This is a genomic window from Bradyrhizobium sp. UFLA05-89 (assembly GCF_059803475.1).
In genome coordinates this window covers 93321-114319 of sequence record NZ_JBANBA010000015.1, presented here as the reverse complement: position 1 = coordinate 114319, position 20999 = coordinate 93321, and the positions used below count along the sequence as shown (strand labels likewise).

General features: G+C 62.6%; 17 protein-coding genes. 8 read left to right on the top strand and 9 right to left on the bottom strand.

Annotated features, from left to right (window positions below):
• A partial coding sequence (locus SO139_RS11150; RefSeq protein WP_498540059.1) for a hypothetical protein occupies positions 1–229 on the top strand: 229 nt, incomplete at its 5' end.
• Positions 230–244: 15 nt separating this feature from the next.
• Here the strand turns inward: SO139_RS11150 and SO139_RS11145 are convergent.
• On the bottom strand, positions 245–1207 hold the full coding sequence (locus SO139_RS11145; RefSeq protein WP_449380806.1) for an AraC family transcriptional regulator: 963 nt from the start codon (positions 1205–1207) through the stop codon (positions 245–247).
• A 299-nt stretch (positions 1208–1506) separates the two neighbouring features.
• Here SO139_RS11145 and SO139_RS11140 point away from each other — a divergent pair, with 299 nt between their 5' ends.
• Positions 1507–3024: a caspase family protein gene (locus SO139_RS11140; RefSeq protein WP_449380807.1), complete on the top strand. Its 1518-nt coding sequence runs from the start codon at positions 1507–1509 to the stop codon at positions 3022–3024.
• 75 nt (positions 3025–3099) lie between these two features.
• On the opposite strand, the gene SO139_RS11135 is transcribed toward SO139_RS11140, so the two are convergent.
• The 3 genes from SO139_RS11135 to SO139_RS11125 all read right to left on the bottom strand — a co-directional run bounded on the left by SO139_RS11135 (position 3100) and on the right by SO139_RS11125 (position 6949).
• On the bottom strand, positions 3100–3987 hold the full coding sequence (locus SO139_RS11135) for a carbon-nitrogen hydrolase family protein (protein ID WP_498540058.1): 888 nt from the start codon (positions 3985–3987) through the stop codon (positions 3100–3102).
• Positions 3988–4057: 70 nt separating this feature from the next.
• Positions 4058–5557, bottom strand: a complete 1500-nt coding sequence (locus SO139_RS11130) for a M81 family metallopeptidase (RefSeq protein ID WP_498540057.1) — start codon at positions 5555–5557, stop codon at positions 4058–4060.
• A gap of 51 nt (positions 5558–5608) precedes the next feature.
• Positions 5609–6949 carry an MFS transporter gene (locus SO139_RS11125; RefSeq protein ID WP_449380810.1) on the bottom strand — a complete coding sequence of 447 codons (1341 nt, stop codon included), beginning with the start codon at positions 6947–6949 and terminating at the stop codon, positions 5609–5611.
• Between the two features lie 102 nt (positions 6950–7051).
• Here SO139_RS11125 and SO139_RS11120 point away from each other — a divergent pair, with 102 nt between their 5' ends.
• The 4 genes from SO139_RS11120 to SO139_RS11105 all read left to right on the top strand — a co-directional run bounded on the left by SO139_RS11120 (position 7052) and on the right by SO139_RS11105 (position 11402).
• Complete coding sequence (locus SO139_RS11120; protein WP_449380811.1) at positions 7052–7963, top strand: LysR family transcriptional regulator; 912 nt, start codon at positions 7052–7054, stop codon at positions 7961–7963.
• Positions 7964–8001: 38 nt separating this feature from the next.
• Positions 8002–9261: an FAD-dependent oxidoreductase gene (locus SO139_RS11115; protein ID WP_449380812.1), complete on the top strand. Its 1260-nt coding sequence runs from the start codon at positions 8002–8004 to the stop codon at positions 9259–9261.
• 192 nt (positions 9262–9453) lie between these two features.
• Positions 9454–10230, top strand: coding sequence for an outer membrane protein (locus SO139_RS11110; RefSeq protein ID WP_449380813.1), 777 nt, complete (start codon positions 9454–9456; stop codon positions 10228–10230).
• Between the two features lie 272 nt (positions 10231–10502).
• Positions 10503–11402 carry an outer membrane protein gene (locus SO139_RS11105; protein ID WP_498540056.1) on the top strand — a complete coding sequence of 300 codons (900 nt, stop codon included), beginning with the start codon at positions 10503–10505 and terminating at the stop codon, positions 11400–11402.
• Between the two features lie 70 nt (positions 11403–11472).
• Here the strand turns inward: SO139_RS11105 and SO139_RS11100 are convergent, their stop codons facing one another.
• The 5 genes from SO139_RS11100 to parE form a co-directional block, all read right to left on the bottom strand.
• The gene (locus tag SO139_RS11100) at positions 11473–12243 is read right to left on the bottom strand and encodes an SDR family NAD(P)-dependent oxidoreductase (protein ID WP_449380815.1); all 771 of its coding nucleotides are present in this window, start codon (positions 12241–12243) and stop codon (positions 11473–11475) included.
• A gap of 28 nt (positions 12244–12271) precedes the next feature.
• On the bottom strand, positions 12272–12457 hold the full coding sequence (locus tag SO139_RS11095) for a hypothetical protein (protein ID WP_449380816.1): 186 nt from the start codon (positions 12455–12457) through the stop codon (positions 12272–12274).
• 329 nt (positions 12458–12786) lie between these two features.
• Positions 12787–13587: an outer membrane protein gene (locus SO139_RS11090; protein ID WP_449380817.1), complete on the bottom strand. Its 801-nt coding sequence runs from the start codon at positions 13585–13587 to the stop codon at positions 12787–12789.
• Between the two features lie 243 nt (positions 13588–13830).
• The gene (locus tag SO139_RS11085) at positions 13831–14604 is read right to left on the bottom strand and encodes an outer membrane protein (protein WP_449380818.1); all 774 of its coding nucleotides are present in this window, start codon (positions 14602–14604) and stop codon (positions 13831–13833) included.
• Between the two features lie 481 nt (positions 14605–15085).
• Entirely contained in the window at positions 15086–17131 is a 2046-nt protein-coding gene (gene parE, locus SO139_RS11080; protein WP_449380819.1) for a DNA topoisomerase IV subunit B, read from the bottom strand.
• 275 nt (positions 17132–17406) lie between these two features.
• Between parE and SO139_RS11075 the strand changes: the two genes are divergently transcribed.
• Positions 17407–17937 (top strand): DedA family protein, encoded by a 531-nt coding sequence (locus SO139_RS11075; protein WP_449380842.1) that lies wholly within the window; start codon positions 17407–17409, stop codon positions 17935–17937.
• 280 nt (positions 17938–18217) lie between these two features.
• The gene (locus SO139_RS11070; protein WP_498540055.1) at positions 18218–20743 is read left to right on the top strand and encodes a DUF3857 domain-containing protein; all 2526 of its coding nucleotides are present in this window, start codon (positions 18218–18220) and stop codon (positions 20741–20743) included.
• Positions 20744–20999 lie beyond the last annotated feature (256 nt).

Here is a 20999-nt window from a genome sequence, read left to right as displayed (position 1 = left end):
CTCAAAGAAGCTGGGGGTGCTGACTTACGCGAGCAAGGATTTGCGCGAACAACGCGCCAAACTCAGGAATCGCGTTTCGATACCGAGCCGCGTTGCCCGGAACATAGGGGGGAATCGGCCAAAGTCAATGGAGCAGGCGCGGGAAGGCTCTAAAAAGCCTAGCGTTTTTATTCAAATTGCAGGCGAAGTTGGGTTTTTCGCCCGGTCACCGGCCGGGCGACCGGGGTGAGGCCAAGGAGCGTGGTTAACCCTTCTCGGCCGCCTGGGCCCGGAAATCGCCCGGTGCCAGCCCATAGGCCGCGTTGAACACCCGGTAATAGGTGGCAAGGCTTTCGAACCCGCAGGCGGAGGCGACGTCGGCAATCAGCCGCTCCGGCGTTTCGCGCAGGAGGCGGCGGCTTTGCGCCAGACGTTGCTCGGTCACGGTCTGGGAGAAGCTCTTCTCCGCCATTTCAAAGAGCATGTGGAGGTGGCGCAGGGACACGCCGAGCCAGTCGGCGACCATCGCCGGAGACAATCGGGGATCGTTCAGGTGTCTGTCGATCAGGCGGCGCGCCAGTGACAGGCGCCCGACACGCAGCGCGTATTGTCCGCGGCGGCCCGCCGACCTGACGATGCCGCGCTCGATCAGGGCGAGGGTGGCCAGTGCCTCCACCAGCGGCTTGGTGCGCGAAGCTTCTTCCTCATCGGCGAGTTCACCGAGCTCGGCAAAGGCGGCATCGAGCAGGGAGGCCAGCGCAGGGTCGCCGAACGGCTTCGGCGTGAGGTCGCGAACGCGCCTGTCCTGCGCGGGGATGCCGACCACCGGGATCTTCAGGATCCTCAGGTGAAAGCCGGCAGTGCCGAGCGGCAGGGTGCGATAGGGCAGGTCGGTATGGCTGGTGGCAAACCTGCCGCTTTCGATGGCAAAATCGCTGCTGCGCATGCCGCCGAACCAGCCGCCGCTGCCGAGCTGCTGGTAAACGCAGATGCTGTCGCTGGCCGCGTCCGCAATGTCGGCCTTGCTACGCTCCACCCGGTAGGGCGAGGCCTTGAGCTCGACGAGGCCCGCCCCGCCGACCTGCCGCAGCGTGAACTCGCCGGAGAAATCCGCGCGCTGCTCCCGCGCAAGTTCCGCGGTGACGCCGAACAGGCCCTTGGCGCGCACCTCCCGCCAATAGTCGAAACGGTCCTGCGGCTCGACTTCGTCGGTGCACCAGCGATACACGAAAGACCCTCGGGTAGACAGGCAATACCATTCAAGCAAAAGCAGATTCCGCTCGAACCGGCCATAGGACAGATCGCGCAGGGGTATCCACTGTACGCTTGCCTCGCCCTCTTGAACCCCTGCCAGGGCTTGGCCGACTATGACATCAGCGGCCGCAGGAACGCATAGAGCATGATCCGGAAAAGTGTGAAGCGGTTTTCCGAAAAGATCATGCTCAAACAACGACCTAAAGCGCGATGACGATGCATCCCAATCTCATCGCGCTTTAGGGCAATCTTCCTGCAAACGGGGATCTTTCGATGACGCGCAGGCTTCTTTCGATTTTGGCGGCCCTTGGCATCACCGCCAGTCTGACGGCGTTCGCCGGCCCCGTGCACGCCGAAAAACGCGTTGCGCTCGTCGTCGGCAACAACGACTACAAGAACGTTCCAAAGCTGCTCAAGGCCGTCAACGACGCCCGCACCATGGGCGATACGCTGAAGCAGCTCGGCTTCTCCGTGATGGTGGCCGAGAATCAGAGCCGCCAGCAGTTCACCGAGACGCTGCTTGCTTTCGACCGGGCGATCGACCCCGGCGACACCGCGTTCTTCTTCTATGCAGGCCACGGTTTCGAGATCGCGGGCCAGAACTATCTCTTGCCGACCGACGTGCCGGCGGCGACCGAAGGCCAGGAAGAGCTGGTGCGCGACTCCTCAATCCTCGCCGACCGCATCGTCGAGCGCCTCCAGAACAAGAAGGTGCGCACCTCGATCCTGGTGTTCGACGCTTGCCGCAACAACCCGTTCGAGCGGACCGGCACGCGCGCAGTCGCCGGCGGCGGCGGGCTTGCGCCGATGACGCAGTTGCCTGAAGGCGTGTTCTCGGTGTTCTCCGCCGGTCCGCGCCAGACCGCGCTCGATCGTCTGTCGAACGATGATGCCAATCCCAATTCGGTGTTCACGCGCACCTTCGCCAAGGAGCTGTTGCAGCCCGGCGAGAACCTCGTGCAGGTGGCACAGCACACGCGACGGCTGGTCAGCGAGATGGCCGACACCGTCAAGCACAAGCAGGTGCCGGTCTATTTCGACCAGATGGTCGACGACGTCTTCCTGAGCGGCACCGCCAAGGCCGATGCCGCGCCACGGCCGGCCGATCCGGCGCCGCAGAAGGTCGCGGCGTTGCCGCCGGTCTCGGTGCCGCGCGTGCCGAAAGAGGAAGCTACCAACGCACCGATCGCGAGCTTCTCGCGCCACAATGGTGGCTGGTCGGTGGTCTTCTCCTTCGCCGATCCCACGCTCGGCATTTCCTGGCGGATGGCAGGCCAGGGCGATTTCCGCGAGACCGGCTTCATCGATACGCTCGATCCGCGCACCCGCAAGCGGCTGCCCAATCCGTCGATCGAGCTGCCGCCGGACGCGCAGGCCGGCACCATCGAGGTCCGCTATGTCGACGCGTCCGGCGACATGCAGGGCCCGTTCCCGATCAAGTTCGATCCCGAGGCCGCGCTGCTCCGCGACCAGCGCAAAATCCTCGACATGACCGCGACGAGCTGGCTGTCGTTCCGCGAGTTCAACGGGCTGCTCGTCTACTACACGCACCTCGTGTCCTACCGCTGCGCAATCCGCGAGGTCCGCATTGGCATCGACACCGCGGTTCCCAATCAGGTGCTGAAGATGCCTCCTTGTGACATGCGCGACCCCACCGCGATCTCCGCCGGCATGCCGCTCTACATGAAGCTCGCGCCCTCAACGCAGGTCGTGTCGGTGGAACTGACTTATCGCGACGGCAGCGTGTCGGAGATCAAGAGCTTTCGCACCGCGAACCGCAGTAACAATTGAGGGGCTCGATTGAGCGATCATGCCGGCTTCTGGCAACCCATGCTCTGCCCCACCGTTGAGCCAAGGGGTGAGTTTTCAGATGGGCGCCGTCAAGTATCGCGAGTAGATATCCGCGCGCCTGTCTGTCGCGAGCCCGACATAGCTTCGATAGCGGGCAACGTCATCAATGTCGATTTCCGCGCGTACGACGTCCTCGTCCTCCGTGGTGGATTGCGCGAGAATCTCGCCATCCGGCGCAACGATGATGCTTCGGCCCATGAATGCGCAATTGCCTTGCCTGCCGGCGCGGTTGCAGCTCAGGAAGAAGACGCCATTCTCGGTTGCGCGCGTGTAGGCGCGGTGCGCGAAGATCTGCTCGTCTTCCAGGGGCTTGTCTCTCGGGCGGAACGACGCCCAGATATTCGTGACGATCTGAGCGCCTTGCATCATGAGTGCCCGCGTCAACTCCGGAAACCGAATGTCATAGCAAATCTGCATGCCAATCGGCCCCAACTTCGTCTGCTGCACCGAGATGCTCTCGCCGGCGACGAAATATAGCTTTTCCAGATGCCAGCGATGAATCTTGTAGTAGGTGCCGAGCACGCCGTGAGGGCCAATCAGCATTGACGCATTGTGCATCACGCCCTGCTGCATCGGGTGACGAAGAGCCAGCCCGACGACAACATGGAGGCTGTGCTCACGGGCGAGATCGCACAGCGACGTGATGAATGGCCCATTCTCGGGTTCGGCGGCCTGGAATAATCGGAAGGCATATTGGTCGGCTCCGCCGGATTCCGGGCTGAAAGGGGCGCCGGGCGTCAGCGGCTCCACATATCCCGTGTTCGACAACTCCGGGAATACGATCAACTGCGCGCCTGTCTTTGCCTCCGATCGCATGGCTGCCTGCATTCGCTCGAGATTTGACGCCGGCTCCAGCACTTGGACGTCAAACTGGATCAAGCTCACGTTTACCTTGCTGGTCATCGCTTGTCCGTTCTCCTGTCGCGGCCCCGACGATCCGCGCGTAGCGCCCACTGCTCGTGTTCGGTCGACATCAATGGGCGCTTTCAGGAGCCAGCGGAAATACGCGATGCGTATCCAGCCGCTCATAGGGCAGGAGCCGCAGGTCGGCGACGCCGTGGTCCGGCGTATCCACGATCATGATTTCCTCCGCCAGTCCCTCGTAGAAGGCACGGAAATGGGTCTTTGAACGAAGCACGATGATGTCGAAGTCTTCCGGACGCAAGCCGAACACCCCGAACGCATCACCGTCGACCGCGAATGCAAAAGCGCTGACGACACTCACCGACACGCCATCGACGTCGAGCAACGCCGTCATTCCCAGGTCGACAGGCATGCCATGCATGTAGGAGCCCGTCACGCGGTACGATTTCGGGCCTGCCCACTGCACGCGCGCGGTGATGTCCAGCGTCGGCCCCGCCTTCTCGGAGCTGTGGCCGCCGAGCTTCAGCTTCACCAAAGCACCAACGCCGGCTTCGAACGCTTTCCGCGCTGCGGCCGCATCCCAGAGAAATGGCACGGCAGCCCGCGTGACACCGCGCCTCAGCAGCTCCGCCAACAGGTACGTGGAGTCGTTCATTCGGTCTGCGTGCTCGACCAGGACGTAGGGGCGCCGCCGCGTCTTGCGCGTCGTCAGGCCTGAGCACGCCCGGGAAACCGCTGCCTCGGCGGTGTAGACCTCGAAGGGCCTGGAGAGTGCATGCCGCTCGCTCCAGATCCGTTCCGAAAGATGGTCTGCGATCGTCTGGGCGCGCGCGCGGTCGCCGTCGGTGACGCACAGCACCGAAAAGCCCGCATTGTGTGCGTCTGCATAGGAAAAGCCGGCCATCAGCGAAATGTCGGTGTAGCCCTCGCCGTCACGCTCGATGCGCCGGCCTTCCTCGATGAGATCCGCCAAGGGGCGCAGCGCAGTCGCGCTGAAGATCGACGGGACGAGCACGCCCGGCTTGGCGATCGCCCATGTTGGCGAAATCTCTCCACGCAGCGTGCGGAGCATGCAGATGGCGGCACGCCGTCCCGTGTCTCCCGTATCCGTATGCGGCGATTTTCGATAGGCGAACGCCGCGGTCGCGTTTTGCAGCGTATTTGCATCGATGTTGCCATGATAGTCCAGCGCGACGATCAAGGGCTTGTCTTGCCCCAGGGCAGCGCGCACAGCGTCGATGATGAAGCGCTCGGGGTCCGGATAGGAAGCTGTCCAGCACGCCCCGTGGAGGAAGAGCAGCACGCCATCGAGGTCCGACAAGGCGCGGACGCCTTCTGCCATCTCGTCCGCATAGCGTCTGACGGCTTCATCGGTGGCCGGCCCCACCGCGCCGAGCGCCGTGTGGACGAGCGGAGCCAACGCCACGCCTGCCTGTTCGCAGATCTCGATGAAGCCGCCCATCACAGTGTTTGTGCCTCGGAGCTCCTCGACGATGCGATCGCCGCGCAGGGCCACCTGCTCGAAATCGTTCCAGGTCGAGACCGCTGGCAGAAAACTCACGGACTCAATATGAAAGCCGGCGATAGCGATCCGAAATGGCCTGTGCATGTCGTGTCTGGGCCCGGAAGGGATTAAAGGCTCATGGACCATGACGTTTCCCTAGACCGAGACGACATGCCGGGCCATCAGGTGCCGCGGAATCGCAAAGATCAGGGCGGCCGCGGCGAACAGCGCGATCGCCAGCAGCGAGACGCCGGCCGTCATGCTGCCCGTCAGTTGGCTCAGGACGCCCAGGACGGCTGGACCAGCAAAGCCCGCGCTGGCCGCGCCGATATTGACCAGTCCGGCCCCACTGGCCGCTGCCGTTCCAGCAAGCACGCGTGAAGGCAAGCTCCAGAACATGGCCAGCGTGCACTGGATGCCGGAGATGCCGATGGTCAGGCACAAGAGAGAGAGCGCCGGCGCGTCTCGCGTCGTCACACTCGCCACCAAGGCGGCGCCGCCAGCGATCAGGGGCGCTGCGGTATGCCAGAGCCTCTCGCCGGTTTTCACCGAGTGGATCGAATTGATCTGCATGGCGCAGGCGGCGATCAGGTAGGGCAGTGCGGTCACGACGCCGATCTGGAAGTTCGTCAACCCGCCGATCGACTTGATCATGCTCGGCATCCAGAAAACGAGGCCGTAATTGCCGAGGTTGTAGAGAAACGACGTCGCGAACAAAATCCACAGAGTGGGCTCACGCAACGCCGGCCACAAGCTCGTTTGCTTGTCCCTTGATTCCTGAGCGAGTTCTCGCTGCACCAGGGCCTTCTCGTCCGGGGTCAACCATGCTGCGTCATCCGGCCGCTCGACGATCGTCCTGATCGAGATCAGCCCAAGCAGGATCGCCGGGAGTCCTTCGAGCAGGAACATCCATTGCCAGCCCTTCAGACCGTAGCCGCCGTGGGTGACGTCCATAATCCATCCGGACAAGGGACCGCCCAGGATCACGCCGAGGGGCAGGGCGAGGAAGAGCAAGGACATCACCCTGCTGAGCCTGAATGAGGGAAACCAGACACTGAAGAAGGCGATCACGGCGGGGAAGAAGGCTGCCTCCGTGATCCCGAGCAAGAACCGAAGTACGTAAAAGCTGGTTTCGTCCCGCGTCAGCAAGGTAGCCATGGAGACGAGCCCCCATGAGATCATTGACGCTGCGATGCACTTCCTCGGGCCATAGAGTTGAACCAGGTAGCCGGCGGGCACCTGCAGCAGGAGATAGCCGATAAAGAACAGGCCTGCACCGAGGCCATAGGCGGCCTCGCTCAGACGCAAATCGTTGACCATGCCGAGCTTGGCGAAGCCGACGTTCACCCGATCCAGGTAGCCAAAGAAGTAGCAGACGAGGATGAGCGGCATGATGCGAAGCACGATCTTCCGGTACGTCGCGTCCGCCTCGGCGACGTGGGGTGATGCAGTGGTGGCGATCGTAACGGGCGACACGAGTTGCTGCTGGATGGGCATCGATGCTACCTGTTCCCTTCGGTCTGGCTAAACCCCAGGATCGTAGAAACCGCCGACTTCGAGGTCCAATGCGGGTTCGCTTGCGACTGATGAGACTTGCGCATGAAAGTCGAGAACGCTGAACTCGAAGCCTTCGTGATCGCGGCAGAGCTGCTGAATTTCCAACGTGCAGCCGAGAAGCTCCATCTGACCCAGCCCGGCTTGTCGCGCCGAATTCAGAAGCTGGAGCAGACGCTGGGCGTCGAACTGTTCAGCCGCACCACCAGGTCGGTGGTCCTCACCGGAGCCGGACGCCACTTCCTTCCGATGGCTCGCCAGCAAATCAACAACCTGAACGGGATGCTTGATTCGATCCGCGAGGTCGCCGAAAGGCGTTACGGCAAGATTCGGGTGGCCAGCATTCCGACCGTGGTCTGCCAGGCCTTTCCGCTCCTGCTGAAGACGTTCACCGAGCGGCATCCGAACGTCGGCGTGCAGGTCTTCGACGGTAACCAGGACTTTGTCGTTCGCCAGGTCCTATCCGGGTTGGCCGAATTCGGGGTCGGCGTGGACCCCGGGCCTGACCCGGATCTGACATTCGTACCGTTGCTGGCGGACCGCTTCGTCCTGGCCGTGCATAAGGACGACGCGCTGGTCGCTCGCCAGGAGATCGCGTTGCAGGAGCTACAGGCGATGCCAAAGGTTCGGCTCATGATTGGGGGGCGCGACAGCGGCAACAGGCTCCTGCTCGAGGTTCTGCTCGGAAATGCGGGCCTGAAGCTGCGGTGGTTCTACGAAGTCGAACACGTCTCCTGCATTCTCGAGCTCCTAGAAGCGGGCGTCGGCTGCGCCATCTTGCCGGCAATGGCCCTGCCGACAAATCTCGGCTCCAATATCCGGGCAGTCCCTATCTCTGCTCCCGAGATCAAGCGGACTGTCGGCGTCATTCGCCACCGGTCCTTGAACATCTCGCCGCTGGCCAGTGAATTTCTCGATCTCGTGACTCGGCAACTTGGTGCCGAGCACGCGCTATAATCATTGTTGCGGACCGAACCACCGCCGAGGACCGGATCATGAACGCTAACGCGCCGGAACCGCCCGTCGCATCTCGTTCCCTGAAAGCCCGCTGCTGCATCGTCGGGGGTGGGCCGGCCGGGATGATGCTCGGCTATCTCCTGGGGCGTGCCGGCATCGATGTCGTGGTGCTGGAGAAGCACGCGGATTTCTTCCGCGATTTTCGTGGCGACACCGTGCATCCCTCGACGCTCCAGGTGATGGACGAGCTCGGCCTGATCGACGGCTTCTTGAAACTGCCGCATCAGCGCCTGCAGACGCTCGACGGCATGTTCGGCGGCACGTCGGTGCGCATCGCCGATCTCCGCCGGCTCGACACCAAATACCCATTCATCGCCTTCATGCCGCAATGGGACTTCTTGAATTTCTTGCGCGAGAGCGGTCAGCGCTTTCCCTCGCTCAAGGTGATGATGAGCACGGAGGCAACCGAATTGATCCGGCGCGGTGAAACGATCGCCGGCGTGCGCGCGACGACGCCGGAGGGCCCGATCGACATCGAGGCAGATTTGACCATTGCCTGCGACGGCCGACATTCGACGGTGCGCCAGCGTGCGGGCCTCGCGGTCGAGGAGATTGGCGCGCCGATGGACGTACTGTGGTTTCGCGCCGGACGGCGGCAGAACGAGACCGAGAACGTGTTCGCACGGGTCGAACCGGGCAAGATGATGGTCACCTTCGATCGCGGCGAGTACTGGCAATGCGCCTATGTCATCGCCAAGGGGCAGTACGAGGCGGTGAAGGCGAGGGGGCTGCAAGCCCTGCTGGATGACGTCGTCCGCATGGCGCCGATCCTTTCATCCGGGATCTCAGACGTGAAGAGCTGGGACGACGTCAAGCTCCTCACCGTTGCGATCAACCGTCTGACGCACTGGACGCGTCCGGGTCTGCTCTGCATCGGTGATGCCGCGCATGCGATGTCGCCGGTCGGCGGTGTCGGCGTCAATCTCGCTGTGCAGGACGCGGTTGCGACCGCAAATCTGCTTGCAGAGAAACTGCGGGCCGGGTGCCCGTCCGAGGATGAGCTCGATGCCGTGCGCCGCCGCCGCACGTTCCCAGTGAAAATGACGCAGGCGATGCAGGTGATCGTACAGAACAACATCATCAGCGGTGCGCTCAGGCCCGGCAATCAGCCGTTCAAGATTCCGCTGGTCGTCCGTCTCGTCACGGCATGGCCATGGCTACAGCAATTTCCTGCGCGCTTCGTCGCGCTCGGTGTACGGCCGGAGCATGTGCATTCGCCGGTCATGCGCGCGTCGTGATCGAGCATCGCGCCCAATGATTCAGTAGGGATAACATCGCGTTAAATCGGGTTTTGTGAGTTGCGTAGCTGCAACAGCGCAACGAGATTCGAGGTGCGCGCGGTTGAATCTCGCGCGCCCATTCCGTTGATTCCAATTTTAGTAAGAACTGTCTGTGAGCGTGCGCCCCATCCGAGGACAAGGGGTTGTACCATGCGTTCCAAGTTGATTGCCGTCTTCACCTGCACCAGCGCGCTCGTCGCAGCCGGTAGCGTTTCAGCCGCCGATCTCGCTGCGCGGCCCTACACGAAGGCGCCGGCCTATATCGAGCCGCTCTTCAACTGGACGGGGTTCTATGTCGGCGGCCACATCGGTGGCGCCTGGACCAACGAGCAGTTCATCAACAGCGCGAACACCACGGCATTCGGCGATCTTTCGCCGGGCGAGGGTTTTCGCCAGCGTGGCTCCGGCCTCATCGGCGGTGCGCAGATTGGCTATAACTGGCAGGCCAGCAATTACGTGTTCGGCCTCGAGGGCACGATCTCCGGGCTCGACAACCACGGCACTGTCAATAACACGGTGTTCGGCGTCGGTCTGGACGATCAGTTCAGCTGGCGCACCAACGTGCTGGCGACGATCGTCGGTCGTGCTGGCTTCGCCGTGCAGAACAACCTGTTCTACATCAAGGGCGGCTACGCCGGCGCAAACAACCGTCTCTCTGTCTCCGACACTGTTGGCGTGGCGACCGGCGCGGGTGGCCAGACTCACTGGGCCAGCGGCTGGACCGTCGGCGCCGGCTGGGAATACGGTATCACCCGCAACTGGATCGTCGGTGTCGAATACAACTACGCCGCCTTCACGAGCCAGACCTATCAGCTCGCCGGCACGGCCGCGGGAACTTACACCTTCGACGCCAAGCCGCGCGACATCCAGTGGGCGGTGGTGCGTGCGAGCTACAAGTTCGACGCGCCCGTCATCGCGCGCTACTGAGACTCAGTCGCTTCGGCAATGGAGCGGAAAGCCCCGGCATCGGCCGGGGCTTTTTGTTTTTTGCACAACAGTTAGGTGCGAGCTATTGACCTATCGCAGCTTATTTTACCGCTGAAGTGTTGCTGAATGTTGCCAGCGCGCCACGTCAGCTGAAAAAGCGAAGCGAGGCGGAGCGGCGCCCAGGGTTCCAACTCGTTTGATCGGGTCAAGAAAGCTATCCTTTCTCCTGGAATTAAATTCGCTTTTTCATGAATTTTTTGCAGGGGGAATAAATGAAGTATCGCTTGGGCTGGGCGCTCGCAGCGTCACTCTTCTCCGCAGGAATTGTCGGAACCGCATCGGCGGCAGATATGGCCGTCAAGGCAACACCCGTTCCGCTTCCGGAAGTCTGGACATGGACCGGCTTCTATATCGGAGGCAATTTCGGTGGGGCGTGGTCGGACAACAGACTCGGCTATGACATGCCGTTCACGACGCCGGGCAACATCTTCACGTTCTGTGGTTCACCCGCAGGTATAGCGGCCCCTGTCCTCGTGGGCGCCAATCCCTTCGACCTCTCGACCAACTGCTCGCGTCCGAGCAGTTTTATTGGCGGTGCGCAGATTGGCTACAACTGGCAGATCGGAACTTGGGTCGTCGGTATCGAGGGTGACGGTGCCTGGCAACAACTCATCCAGCACAGCTTCGTCCAGTTCGGGAACAACCCTGCGGCCGGAGCACCCATGGGCACTGTCGCAACGGACACCGCCTATTTCCGCTCTGAGCAGGGTGCTCTCGGCACAGTTCGTGGCCGTATCGGCTATACCGGCGGCAACTGGTTGGTCTACGCAACCGGCGGTCTCGCCGTTGGCGCTGTGAAGCACTCGATGACGGAAGTCCTTGCCCCGGGCGTCGCCTGTCCGGTTGCTCCCTCGGGAACGTGTCGTACGGTCAGCGACGACACGACGCGCGTCGGTTGGACTGTGGGCGCAGGCGCCGAATGGCTGTTCGCGAGGAATTGGTCGGTCGGGGCCGAATACCTCTATGTCGACCTTGGCAGGACGACGCTCACGCTGGCGCCGGCAGGTGGCTTTTTCTTCAATACGAGTACCGCGCGATTTGACGACCGCGAGCACGTGGCACGGGTCAAGATCAACTATCATTTTGGCGGACCGGTGGTCGCCAGATACTGATGTCGGCTTGACGATCGTCTGATGCAAAGCCCCGGCCTTGGCCGGGGCTTTTTTCATGCGTGTCTGGATCTCAAGCCATCACCGAGAAGCCGCCATCGACGGGGATCGCCGCGCCGGTGACGAAGTCGGACGCGGATGATGCCAGGAACACCGCGATGCCGGCGAAGTCGTCGATATGGCCCCAGCGTCCTGCGGGCGTGCGCGCAAGCACGCGCTCGTGCAGCCCGTTGACCTGCTCACGTGCGCCGCGCGTGAGATCGGTGTCGATCCAGCCTGGCAGGATCGCGTTGACCTGGATGTTGTCGCCCGCCCAGGCGTTGGCGCAGGCGCGCGTGAACTGCACGATGCCGCCTTTGCTCGCCGCATAGGCCGGCGCAAAGCTCGCACCGAAGATCGACATCATCGAGCCGATATTGATCACCTTGCCGCGGCCGGACGCCTTCAGCGCCGGATAGGCCGCCTTCGAGCACACGAAGGCGCTGGTGAGATTCGTGTCGATCACCTTGCTCCATTCCTCGAGCTCGAGGTCTTGCGGCGGCTTGCGTATGCTCATGCCGGCATTGTTGACGAGGATGTCGATGCGGCCGAACTCCTTTGCGACATGCGCGACCATCGCCTCGACCGCGGCCTTGTCGGTGACGTCGGTCGCGACTACGATTGCCTTGATGCCGCGCTGGCGGAGATCCTCGACCGCCGCTTTCGACTTCGCTTCGTTGCGTCCAACGACGGCGATGTCGGCGCCGGCATCGGCAAGCCCGCGGGCCATGCCGAGCCCGATGCCGCCATTGCCTCCCGTGACGATCGCGACCTTGCCGTGAAGATCGAACCGGCTGGCTGTCATGCTGTGTCCTTTTCTTGTTTGGTTTCTTCTACTGGCTGCTTTCCCAGATCAGGACCAGTCCGAAACCGGCCATGGCCGCGCCATAGCCGGCCCATTGCAGCTGGTTGACCATGAAGCTCGATCGCGGCCAGGGAAACGTCCCCGTGCCCTGTCCGATCCAGATCAGACCCAGGGCGGTCGCAAACAGGCCTGCGGTCAGCAGAAATCTGCGCATACGGTCCCCTCCGGTTGGTCTGCTTCTGTCGCGCCGCGGCATCGACGATGTCGGCGGTCGCGAGACCGTTGGACCAGACTAGCCGTAGCTTTGGTGTGGAGACAATGGCCGCCGGGCTGACGGAGCAGCGAGGAAGAGGGAGGACACCGTCGCGACGCGCGCAGCGAGGCGATCACGGAGGCTGATTGGGCAGAGATCGAGAAGCCGCTTCGAGATACCCCCAATCGCTGAAAGCAAGCCTGCGGAATTGAGGGCCGCAAAGAAAAAGCCCCGGACGATGCCGGGGCTCTTGAGATCTCGCATCGAGCTCGGATCAGTACTTGATCGGCTCAGTACTTGGCGACCACCGGGCCGGCCCAGTTGAAGCGATAGACCAGCTCGCTGCGCACGCTGTGCTCGCGGAACTTCTGGGACTCGCCGAAGCCGGTGGCGGGGCCGCCGAACCCGGTATAGTCGATGGTGACATTGGCGCGATCGAACTCGGAGTAGCGGTATTCGGTCTTCCAGAACAGTCCGGGCAGGAAGCTCGTCAGAGCATATTCGTCGCCCGTACCGATGAACCAGCCCCCCTTCGTCGCTCCGCCCAGGCTTGCCGTTCCACCCGGGAAGAAGGCGGACGTTAGGGCCGTGCTTTTCCAGTGCGCCTGCGTGTAGCCGCCTGACACGTAGGTCAGCAATTGCGGGAGGACCAGATAACCCACGCGGAGGCCGACAGCCCACTGCTGATCCTGCTTCTGGCTTCCAGTGGAGGGAGGCACGAAGAAACCATCGATCCCGACGTCGCCCTTCACATCCATGAAGTCGTAGTCCGCGAAGCCACCGACCAGCCAGTTGGTTCCCGCGAACTGGTAGTCGCAGCCACCTTGGACGGTACCGAACCAGCCGCGCGCACCGTTCGTGACATTAGGAGTGCTGGTGACCGGCACGAAGGTCGTCGCGTCGTAGGTATTGCTGCGATCGTTGTTGGTCATCGCGCCGCCACCGCCGGCACCGACGTAGCACCCGGTCCAGTTGACAGCCGGAGCAACAGCCACCGGAGCCTTAGTGTAGGGCCGCGCCGCGAGGTCAGCCGCCGAGGCTGCGCCCGTCATTGCCGCGATCGCCGCGAAAGCAAACACAAACTTCTTCATTTCGAATTCCACCCCAGCAAGGGAGCGCGAGTGCCCCGGAAACGATTCAACCGATAGGTCGCTTATAGCCAGTTCCCCGAAGAATGCTGTTGCTGTTCCGACACAACAGCAACGCGTTTCCACGGACTGACATGACGGTTTAGGCTTCGGGCGTCAGGGCGGGGGTGTCCTGACGAGGGTGTGTCACAACGAAAAAGCCCCGGACGATGCCGGGGCTTTTGAAACTCTCGTATCGAGATCAGATCAGTACTTGGCGACCACCGGGCCACCCCAGTTGAAGCGGTAGACCAGCTCGCTGCGCACGCTGTGCTCGCGGAGCTTCTGGGTCGTGTTGACGCCAGTGAAGGTACCGGTCGTGAAATCGTTGATGGGGCTGTTCTGCCTGTCAAACTCGGAGTAGCGATACTCGGTCTTCCAGAACAGGCCGGGCAGGAAGGTGGTCAGCGCGTATTCGTCGCCAGTGCCGATGAACCAGCCGCCCTTGGTGAAGCCGGGCGAGGTGAATGACGGCGTGCCAAACCCGAACGCGGTCAGGTCGGTCGACTTCCAATGCGCCTGAGTGTAACCGCCCGAAACGTAGGTGAGCAATTGCGGCAGAACCAGATAGCCGACGCGAGCGCCCACGGCCCATTGCCAATCCTGCTTCTGTCGGCCGGTGAAGAAGCCCGTGCCCAGAGTGGTGTCACCGTGGATGTCCATGAAATCGTAGTCAGCGAAACCACCAACCACCCAGTTCTGGAACTGGTAGTCGCAACCACCCTGAACCGTGCCAAACCAACCACGCGCACCGTTCGTCTGGTTCGCATTCAAGGCAGCGCCGGTCACGGGATCGACGAGGTTGTTGTCGTTGTTGGTCATCGCGCCGCCGCCGCCGCCGCCGAGATAGCAGCCGGTCCAGCTGGTGACCGGAGCCGCAACCACCGGGGCCTTGGTGTAGGGCCGCGCAGCCAAGTCAGCCGCGGAAGCCGCACCTGTCATCGCAACGACCGCCGTCAGAGCGAGTACAATCTTATTCATATCCAAATCCCCAACTTTGGTCTGCGTGCCAAGGCGCGAGCGCCGTTCCAAGTCAAATCTGATGTCCGGACTATAGCCGGTTCATGTCGAAAAGCTGTTGCGGCGCAGACACAACCGCCGGAAAACCCTCCGCAGTTGTACGGAGGACACACTTCGTTCGGGGTCTCCGGTCGCAGCGGATTTTGTCGCTGGATCAGTAGCTTAGGAAGGGAGGCGGCCTCGCGCTTCCGGCATCTCCTTCCCGGCGACGTCGGCTTCGTTCGAAAGCAGCGCAAACCGTGCCTCCGCCTTGGCGTCCAATGAGTCGCTCGACCGAATCGGGCCGCCGATCCCGTCGTTTCGCGAGGGCTAATACCTTGCCGCGACCGGCGGCCCATGCTCTGAGCGTGGAACCAAGGTTGCATCATCCAGAGAAGTTGTGATATTTCATAGACATAGCCGGAATTAAGTCCGGCTATGGACGTCGACGGGCCGCTCTAGACTAGACGTCGAGCAGGTCCTCGCTGGCGAATTCGGCTTTGTCCGAAATGAAGGCAAACCGCGCCTCCGCCTTGGTGCCCATGAGTCGCTCAACCGAATCGGCTGTGGTGTCGCGATCGTCGGCAAGCAGGACCACCTTGAGGAGCGTCCGCCGGGCCGGGTCCATTGTGGTTTCCTTGAGCTGCGCCGGCATCATCTCGCCGAGACCTTTGAAGCGGTTCACCTCGACCTTGGCGTTGGCATTGAACTCGCTCTTGAGCAGCACTTCCTTGTGGGCATCGTCGCGGGCGTAGACCGACTTGGAACCGTGCGTCAGCTTGTAGAGCGGCGGCACTGCAAGGAAGAGGTGGCCCTCGTCGATCAGTCGCGGCATCTGCCGGTAGAAAAAGGTGATCAGCAGCGAGGCGATATGGGCGCCGTCGACGTCGGCGTCGGTCATGATGATGATGCGCTGATAGCGCAGATCCTCTTCGCGATATTGCGCGAGCGTACCGGAGCCGATCGCCTGTACGAGGTCGGCGAGCTGGGCATTTGCCGTCAGCTTGTCCTTGCCGGCAGAGGCGACGTTGAGGATCTTGCCGCGCAGCGGCAGCACGGCCTGGGTCTTGCGGTCGCGCGCCTGCTTGGCGCTGCCGCCGGCCGAGTCGCCCTCGACGATGAAGAGCTCGGAGCCTTCCGTGCCCGCATCGGTGCAGTCGGCGAGCTTGCCGGGCAGGCGCAGCTTCTTGCCGGCGGTTTTGCGCGCGGTTTCCTTTTCCTGGCGACGGCGCAGTCTCTCCTCGGCGCGATCGATCACGAAGTCGAGCAGCCTGTTGGCCTGGTTCGGATTGCCGGAGAGCCAGTGGTCGAACGGATCCTTCATCGCCTGCTCGACGATGCGCTGCGCTTCGGCGGTGGCGAGACGATCCTTGGTCTGGCCCTGGAATTCCGGCTCGCGCACGAACACCGAGAGCATCACGGCCGCGCCTACCATCACGTCTTCCGAGGTGACGGAGGCCGCGCGCTTGCCTTGGCCGACGCGCTCAGCGTGGTCCTTCAGGCCACGCAGCAGCGCGCTGCGCAAGCCGGATTCGTGCGTGCCGCCATCGGGCGTTGGCACGGTGTTGGTGTAGGAGGACAGGAAGCCGTCGGCGTCAGCAGTCCATGCCACAGCCCATTCGCAGGCGCCGTGCGCGCCGTTGCGGCCCGACTTGCCGGAGAAGATGTCGGGATGCACCAGCGTGTCGGCATGGATCGCGGCGGCGAGATAGTCCTTCAACCCACCGGGGAAGTGGAACGTCGCTTCCGCCGGCACGTCCTCGACACCCTTCAGGAGCTCGGGCGCGCAATTCCAGCGGATCTCGACGCCGCCGAACAGATAGGCTTTCGAACGCGTCATCTTGAACAGGCGCTGCGGCTTGAACGCCGCCTTGGCGCCAAAGATGTCGGTGTCGGGCTTGAAACGCACGCGCGTGCCGCGGCGGTTGCTGACCTTTCCGAGATCCTCGAGCTTGCCCTTCGGGTGCCCACGCTCGAACGTCATGCGATGGAGTTTTTGGCTGCGCGCCACCTCGACCTCGAGGCGCGAGGAGAGGGCATTGACGACGGAGATACCGACGCCATGCAGACCGCCCGAGGTCTCGTAGACCTTGGAGTCGAACTTGCCGCCCGAATGCAGCGTGCACATGATGACTTCGAGCGCCGACTTCTTCGGGAATTTTGGATGCGGATCGATCGGGATGCCGCGGCCGTTATCGGTGACCGTGAGAAAACCGTCCGCGCTCAGGTCGACCTCGATGAAGGTCGCGTGCCCGGCAAGCGCCTCGTCCATCGAGTTGTCGATGACCTCGGCAAAGAGGTGGTGCAACGCCTTCTCGTCGGTGCCGCCGATATACATGCCGGGCCGGCGCCGGACCGGTTCCAGGCCTTCGAGGACCTCGATGTCGGCTGCGGTGTAATCGGCTTCCCCGCCGCTCGCGCGCGAGGCCGCCTTGGCGGGGGCGCGGGGCTTTGGCTCAGAGCCGCCGAACAGGTCGTCTTTTGCTTTGGTTTTCAATTGCTTGGACATATGTCTTGATGCGTTTTGAGGGCCGCGGAGGCGGCGAATCGGTTAGGCCGACTATGCCACGGCTGGCCTAAAAAAGTGACCGTTGCACCGGTCGCAGGTGTCGTTGCGGGCCAATCCCGGCGATTTTACGCCACCCGGGCCCTTTGTTCCCGGCAATTTGACATCGTGGCTCCTCCCGAGCCGGTCTTTGTGACTTGATGTCACGCAAGGCGTTGGCTTACCAGTCCTTTTCACGATCCAGGACGCGCGGTGGGGCGGGGAAGGCATTTTTGGCAATGGAGCAGTATGCGCACGCACTGGCCGACTTCGTGCGTGTTCACCAGGTCTGGGCGGCACCGATCGTGTTCCTTCTGGCATTCGGTGAATCGCTCGCCTTCATCTCGCTACTGATCCCGGCCTGGGGCGCGCTGGTTGCGATCGGCGCCCTGATCGGAGTGAGCGGCATCAGCTTCTATCCGGTGTGGATTGCGGGTGCGATCGGGGCAGCCCTCGGCGACTGGGTCTCATACTGGTTCGGCTTCCGCTACAAGGAGCAGGTCGCGCAGATGTGGCCGTTGTCGCGCTATCCGGAAATCCTGCCGCGCGGGGAGGCCTTCGTGCGGAGCTGGGGCGTGCCGAGCATCTTCATCGGCCGCTTCTTCGGCCCCTTGCGCGCCTCCGTGCCGCTCGCCGCCGGCATTTTCGAAATGCCGTATTGGAGCTTTCAGGCTGCCAACTTTGTCTCGGCCCTGATCTGGGCGGCGGCGCTGCTGTTGTTCGGTGATGTGATGGCCAAGATCATGGAGTGGATCTTGCGGCTGGTGTGAACGAGGCGGCTGGTGTGAACGAGCTGGCTCGTGAGCAAATCGGACCATCGGGACCGGAGAAACTTAAAAAACGTTCTTTCTGGGAGTGCCGCCGGTAATCTTCGCTTGCTAGTTGAGCTGCGGAATTGATCGGCCGAGCGCTCAACAGATGATCGTACGAATTTATTCAGCATTCCTGGCGGTATTGCTCCTCCTGTCGCCAAACATGAAATCGTATGCCGCGGAAGCATCAAGCTCGGACGCGAGGCCCGGCTGGATCGATCCGGGTTGGCGGCGAACGTTGGCCCGTCATACCATTACATTCGACGAGACCGGGCTGAGCAACGAGGTCTTCGAATTCGAGATCAAGGCGCTGGACGAGAAGGGCGCCGAGGCGATCGCGCAGCAGAGCTTTCAGTACAACAGCTATTTTGACGAATTGTCGTCAACGGAGCTTGCCACCCACAAGGCAGATGGCAGCGTGGCCGCGGTCGACGAGCGGGCCATTCGCGATCAACCGGCCTCGACAGATTCCTCTTCGCCCTATTTCGACGAGGTCCGCAACAGGATCATCGCCTTTCCGCACGTTGCGCCCGGCGACAGCATCCGCGGGCGTCTGGTTTACAAGACAAAGCAGGCGAGATTTCCAGGCGAGTTCGCGCGCGTCTGGAGCGAGCCGGCAGGCCAACCGCCGGAAGTGCTCGAAGTGATCGTGGACGGTCCGTCATCCAGGCCGCTGCGGATCGCGCTGCGCAATGTCGAGCACTCGGAAGAGAGGATCAACGATCGCATCGTTCATCGCGGGCGCTTTCGGCAAGACACGCCGAGGCCCGGCCAGATCGACGATGAGACTCTCTCATACGCCGCGCGTTTCGAGGTGAGCACATTTGCCGACTATTCCGCTTTCGCGGCGGCGCTGAACGCCCGCAACGCGCCCATGGCAAGACCGAACGAGAAGATCACGAGACTTTCGCGGGAGATCGCAGGCGATGCCATGGACTCGCGCGCGAAAATCGAGCGCATCTATAATTGGGTCGCGCGCAACATCCGCTATGTCGGAATTGGGCTTGAGGACGGCGGCTGGACGTCGCAGCCGGCCGTGGCCGTGCTTGCGTCGCGCTACGGCGATTGCAAGGCGCACGCGACGCTGTTCAAGGCGTTGCTCGCTGCCCAAGGCATAGAGGCCAATCTCGTCGCGGTGAACTCTGACGCAAGGTATACGCTCACCGAAATTGCTACGCCGAATTTCGATCACGCGATCGCCTATGTCCCGGAGATCGATCAATATCTCGACCCGACCGCCTCACTCTTCGCCTTCGGCTCACTGCCGCCGGATCTCGCGGGCAAGCCGGTCCTCAACATCGACAAGGGCACCTTGGGACGCATCCCGATGAGCGACCCGGCACGCTTCCGGCTCTCTGCGGAGACGGACTACGTCCTCGATCGCGACGGCAAACGCGAAGCACGGTCGATCCTGTCCGGCACGGGCGTCGGCGCGCAACTCGGACGTGTGGTCGCACAGGGATTGGATGATGCAGACCGGCGGATGACCGCCAAGCGCCTGATCGAGCAGGCCGGCCTGACCGGCAGCGGCGACTACACCTATCCAAATCCCCGCGACCTCTCGGACAACTACGCGATCACATCGACGTTTCAGATCAGCAAGGCCGTCGATCTCGATCGGCCCGCGCGCGTCAGGATGTTGCCGTTGACTGATCCAAGGCGGCCGCTGCTGCGGTTGGCTGCCCGCCAGACGAACGGCCGGCCGTTTGTTTGCCGGCCGATGGAATATCGCGAGACCGCTTCGCTGGCGGTCCCCGAGAACATCTTCTTCTACGAGAAACCGGCACCCGTCGACTATTCGGCCACGTTCGAGGGGCGGACGGGTTATGGAGCCGTCCATGGCCGGATCGACGTCAGCGGCACGATTGACGTCGATGGCCGAACCATTCGCTCCAACGCCGTTTTTCGCCTGACGTTCGATGCGCCGGTCTGCCCGGCGGAGTTTGCCCAGGCGATCGAGAAGGGGTTTGATAAGCTCGACGAGTTCAAATACGGGCTGATCGGGCTGACCCCGAAAGAGGGAGCCTCCGTCGTCGATGTCGGCGCCGACTTCAGGGACGGCGTGAGCGCATATCTCGCTCATGATTTTGTGGGCGCGATGGAGCGATTGAAGCCGCTGGCCGAAATGGGCAGCGCACGTGCGCAGTCCTATCTGGGGGTGATGTACCGGGACGGGAGCGGAACAAAGCGCGACGGCGCGGAGGCGATCAAATGGTTTCGCCTGTCGGCCGAACAGGGCGACGCGTACGGACAGGCGAATCTGGCTTACGTCTACGAGATCGGCCTCGGGACGGCTCGGGACGAGAAGCAGGCAGCCGACTGGTACGCCAAGGCCGCAGATCAGGGCAACGCCTATAGCCAGTCCCGCCTTGCAGCCATGTACCGGGACGGACGCGGTGTTCCCCAGGACTATGCTTTGGCCGTCGATCTGTTTTCGAGGGCCGCTGAACAGGGATTGACGTTCGCGCAGACGAACCTCGGCCTCCTGCACATCAAGGGCGAAGGCGTGCCGCAAGATTTCACCAAGGGCATATCGCTGCTGCGCAAGGCCGCCGAGCAGAACGACGGGTTGGCTCAATACAATTTGGGTTGGGCATATGAGAGCGGCACGGGCGTGGCCAAGGATACTCGGCAGGCGATCAAATGGTACAGCAAGGCATCCGATCTCGGGAACGAGCAGGCAAGCGCTCACTTGTACGAGTTGACCCGGGGAGGCTCCTTTTGGGAGGCGCTCTTCGGCCGTCTCGGCATGGCCAGATGGTAACGACGGCGATGTGACGCTAGCCGTTTGCGATCGCCGGTCACGCCGGATCCACGCTCCGGCGGCCCCGAACGACAGTTCCAAACCTTGACGTCCAGCCGATATGGCCTTATAGCGGCGCGCCATGATCAACGCTGCGACCATTCTGTTCGCCCGTCGCCGCCGCCGCACTTTAGCGGTTTGGGCGGTCGATCGCGTTTGAGATCATCGCCTTTGCCGCTGGATCCGATCCGCGGCATTCTCTCTCCTGTCAGCGCGA

Coding starts and splice junctions, on each gene's coding strand:
- SO139_RS11095 (WP_449380816.1), bottom strand. CDS start 12,457: ATGCGCAGATTTCTGCTGACCGCAGGCCTGTTTGCGACCGCCCTGGGT.
- SO139_RS11125 (WP_449380810.1), bottom strand. CDS start 6,949: ATGCCCATCCAGCAGCAACTCGTGTCGCCCGTTACGATCGCCACCACT.
- SO139_RS11140 (WP_449380807.1), top strand. CDS start 1,507: ATGACGCGCAGGCTTCTTTCGATTTTGGCGGCCCTTGGCATCACCGCC.
- SO139_RS11130 (WP_498540057.1), bottom strand. CDS start 5,557: ATGCACAGGCCATTTCGGATCGCTATCGCCGGCTTTCATATTGAGTCC.
- SO139_RS11085 (WP_449380818.1), bottom strand. CDS start 14,604: ATGAATAAGATTGTACTCGCTCTGACGGCGGTCGTTGCGATGACAGGT.
- SO139_RS11100 (WP_449380815.1), bottom strand. CDS start 12,243: ATGACAGCCAGCCGGTTCGATCTTCACGGCAAGGTCGCGATCGTCACG.
- SO139_RS11105 (WP_498540056.1), top strand. CDS start 10,503: ATGAAGTATCGCTTGGGCTGGGCGCTCGCAGCGTCACTCTTCTCCGCA.
- SO139_RS11110 (WP_449380813.1), top strand. CDS start 9,454: ATGCGTTCCAAGTTGATTGCCGTCTTCACCTGCACCAGCGCGCTCGTC.
- SO139_RS11135 (WP_498540058.1), bottom strand. CDS start 3,987: ATGACCAGCAAGGTAAACGTGAGCTTGATCCAGTTTGACGTCCAAGTG.
- SO139_RS11120 (WP_449380811.1), top strand. CDS start 7,052: ATGAAAGTCGAGAACGCTGAACTCGAAGCCTTCGTGATCGCGGCAGAG.
- SO139_RS11115 (WP_449380812.1), top strand. CDS start 8,002: ATGAACGCTAACGCGCCGGAACCGCCCGTCGCATCTCGTTCCCTGAAA.
- parE (WP_449380819.1), bottom strand. CDS start 17,131: ATGTCCAAGCAATTGAAAACCAAAGCAAAAGACGACCTGTTCGGCGGC.
- SO139_RS11090 (WP_449380817.1), bottom strand. CDS start 13,587: ATGAAGAAGTTTGTGTTTGCTTTCGCGGCGATCGCGGCAATGACGGGC.
- SO139_RS11075 (WP_449380842.1), top strand. CDS start 17,407: ATGGAGCAGTATGCGCACGCACTGGCCGACTTCGTGCGTGTTCACCAG.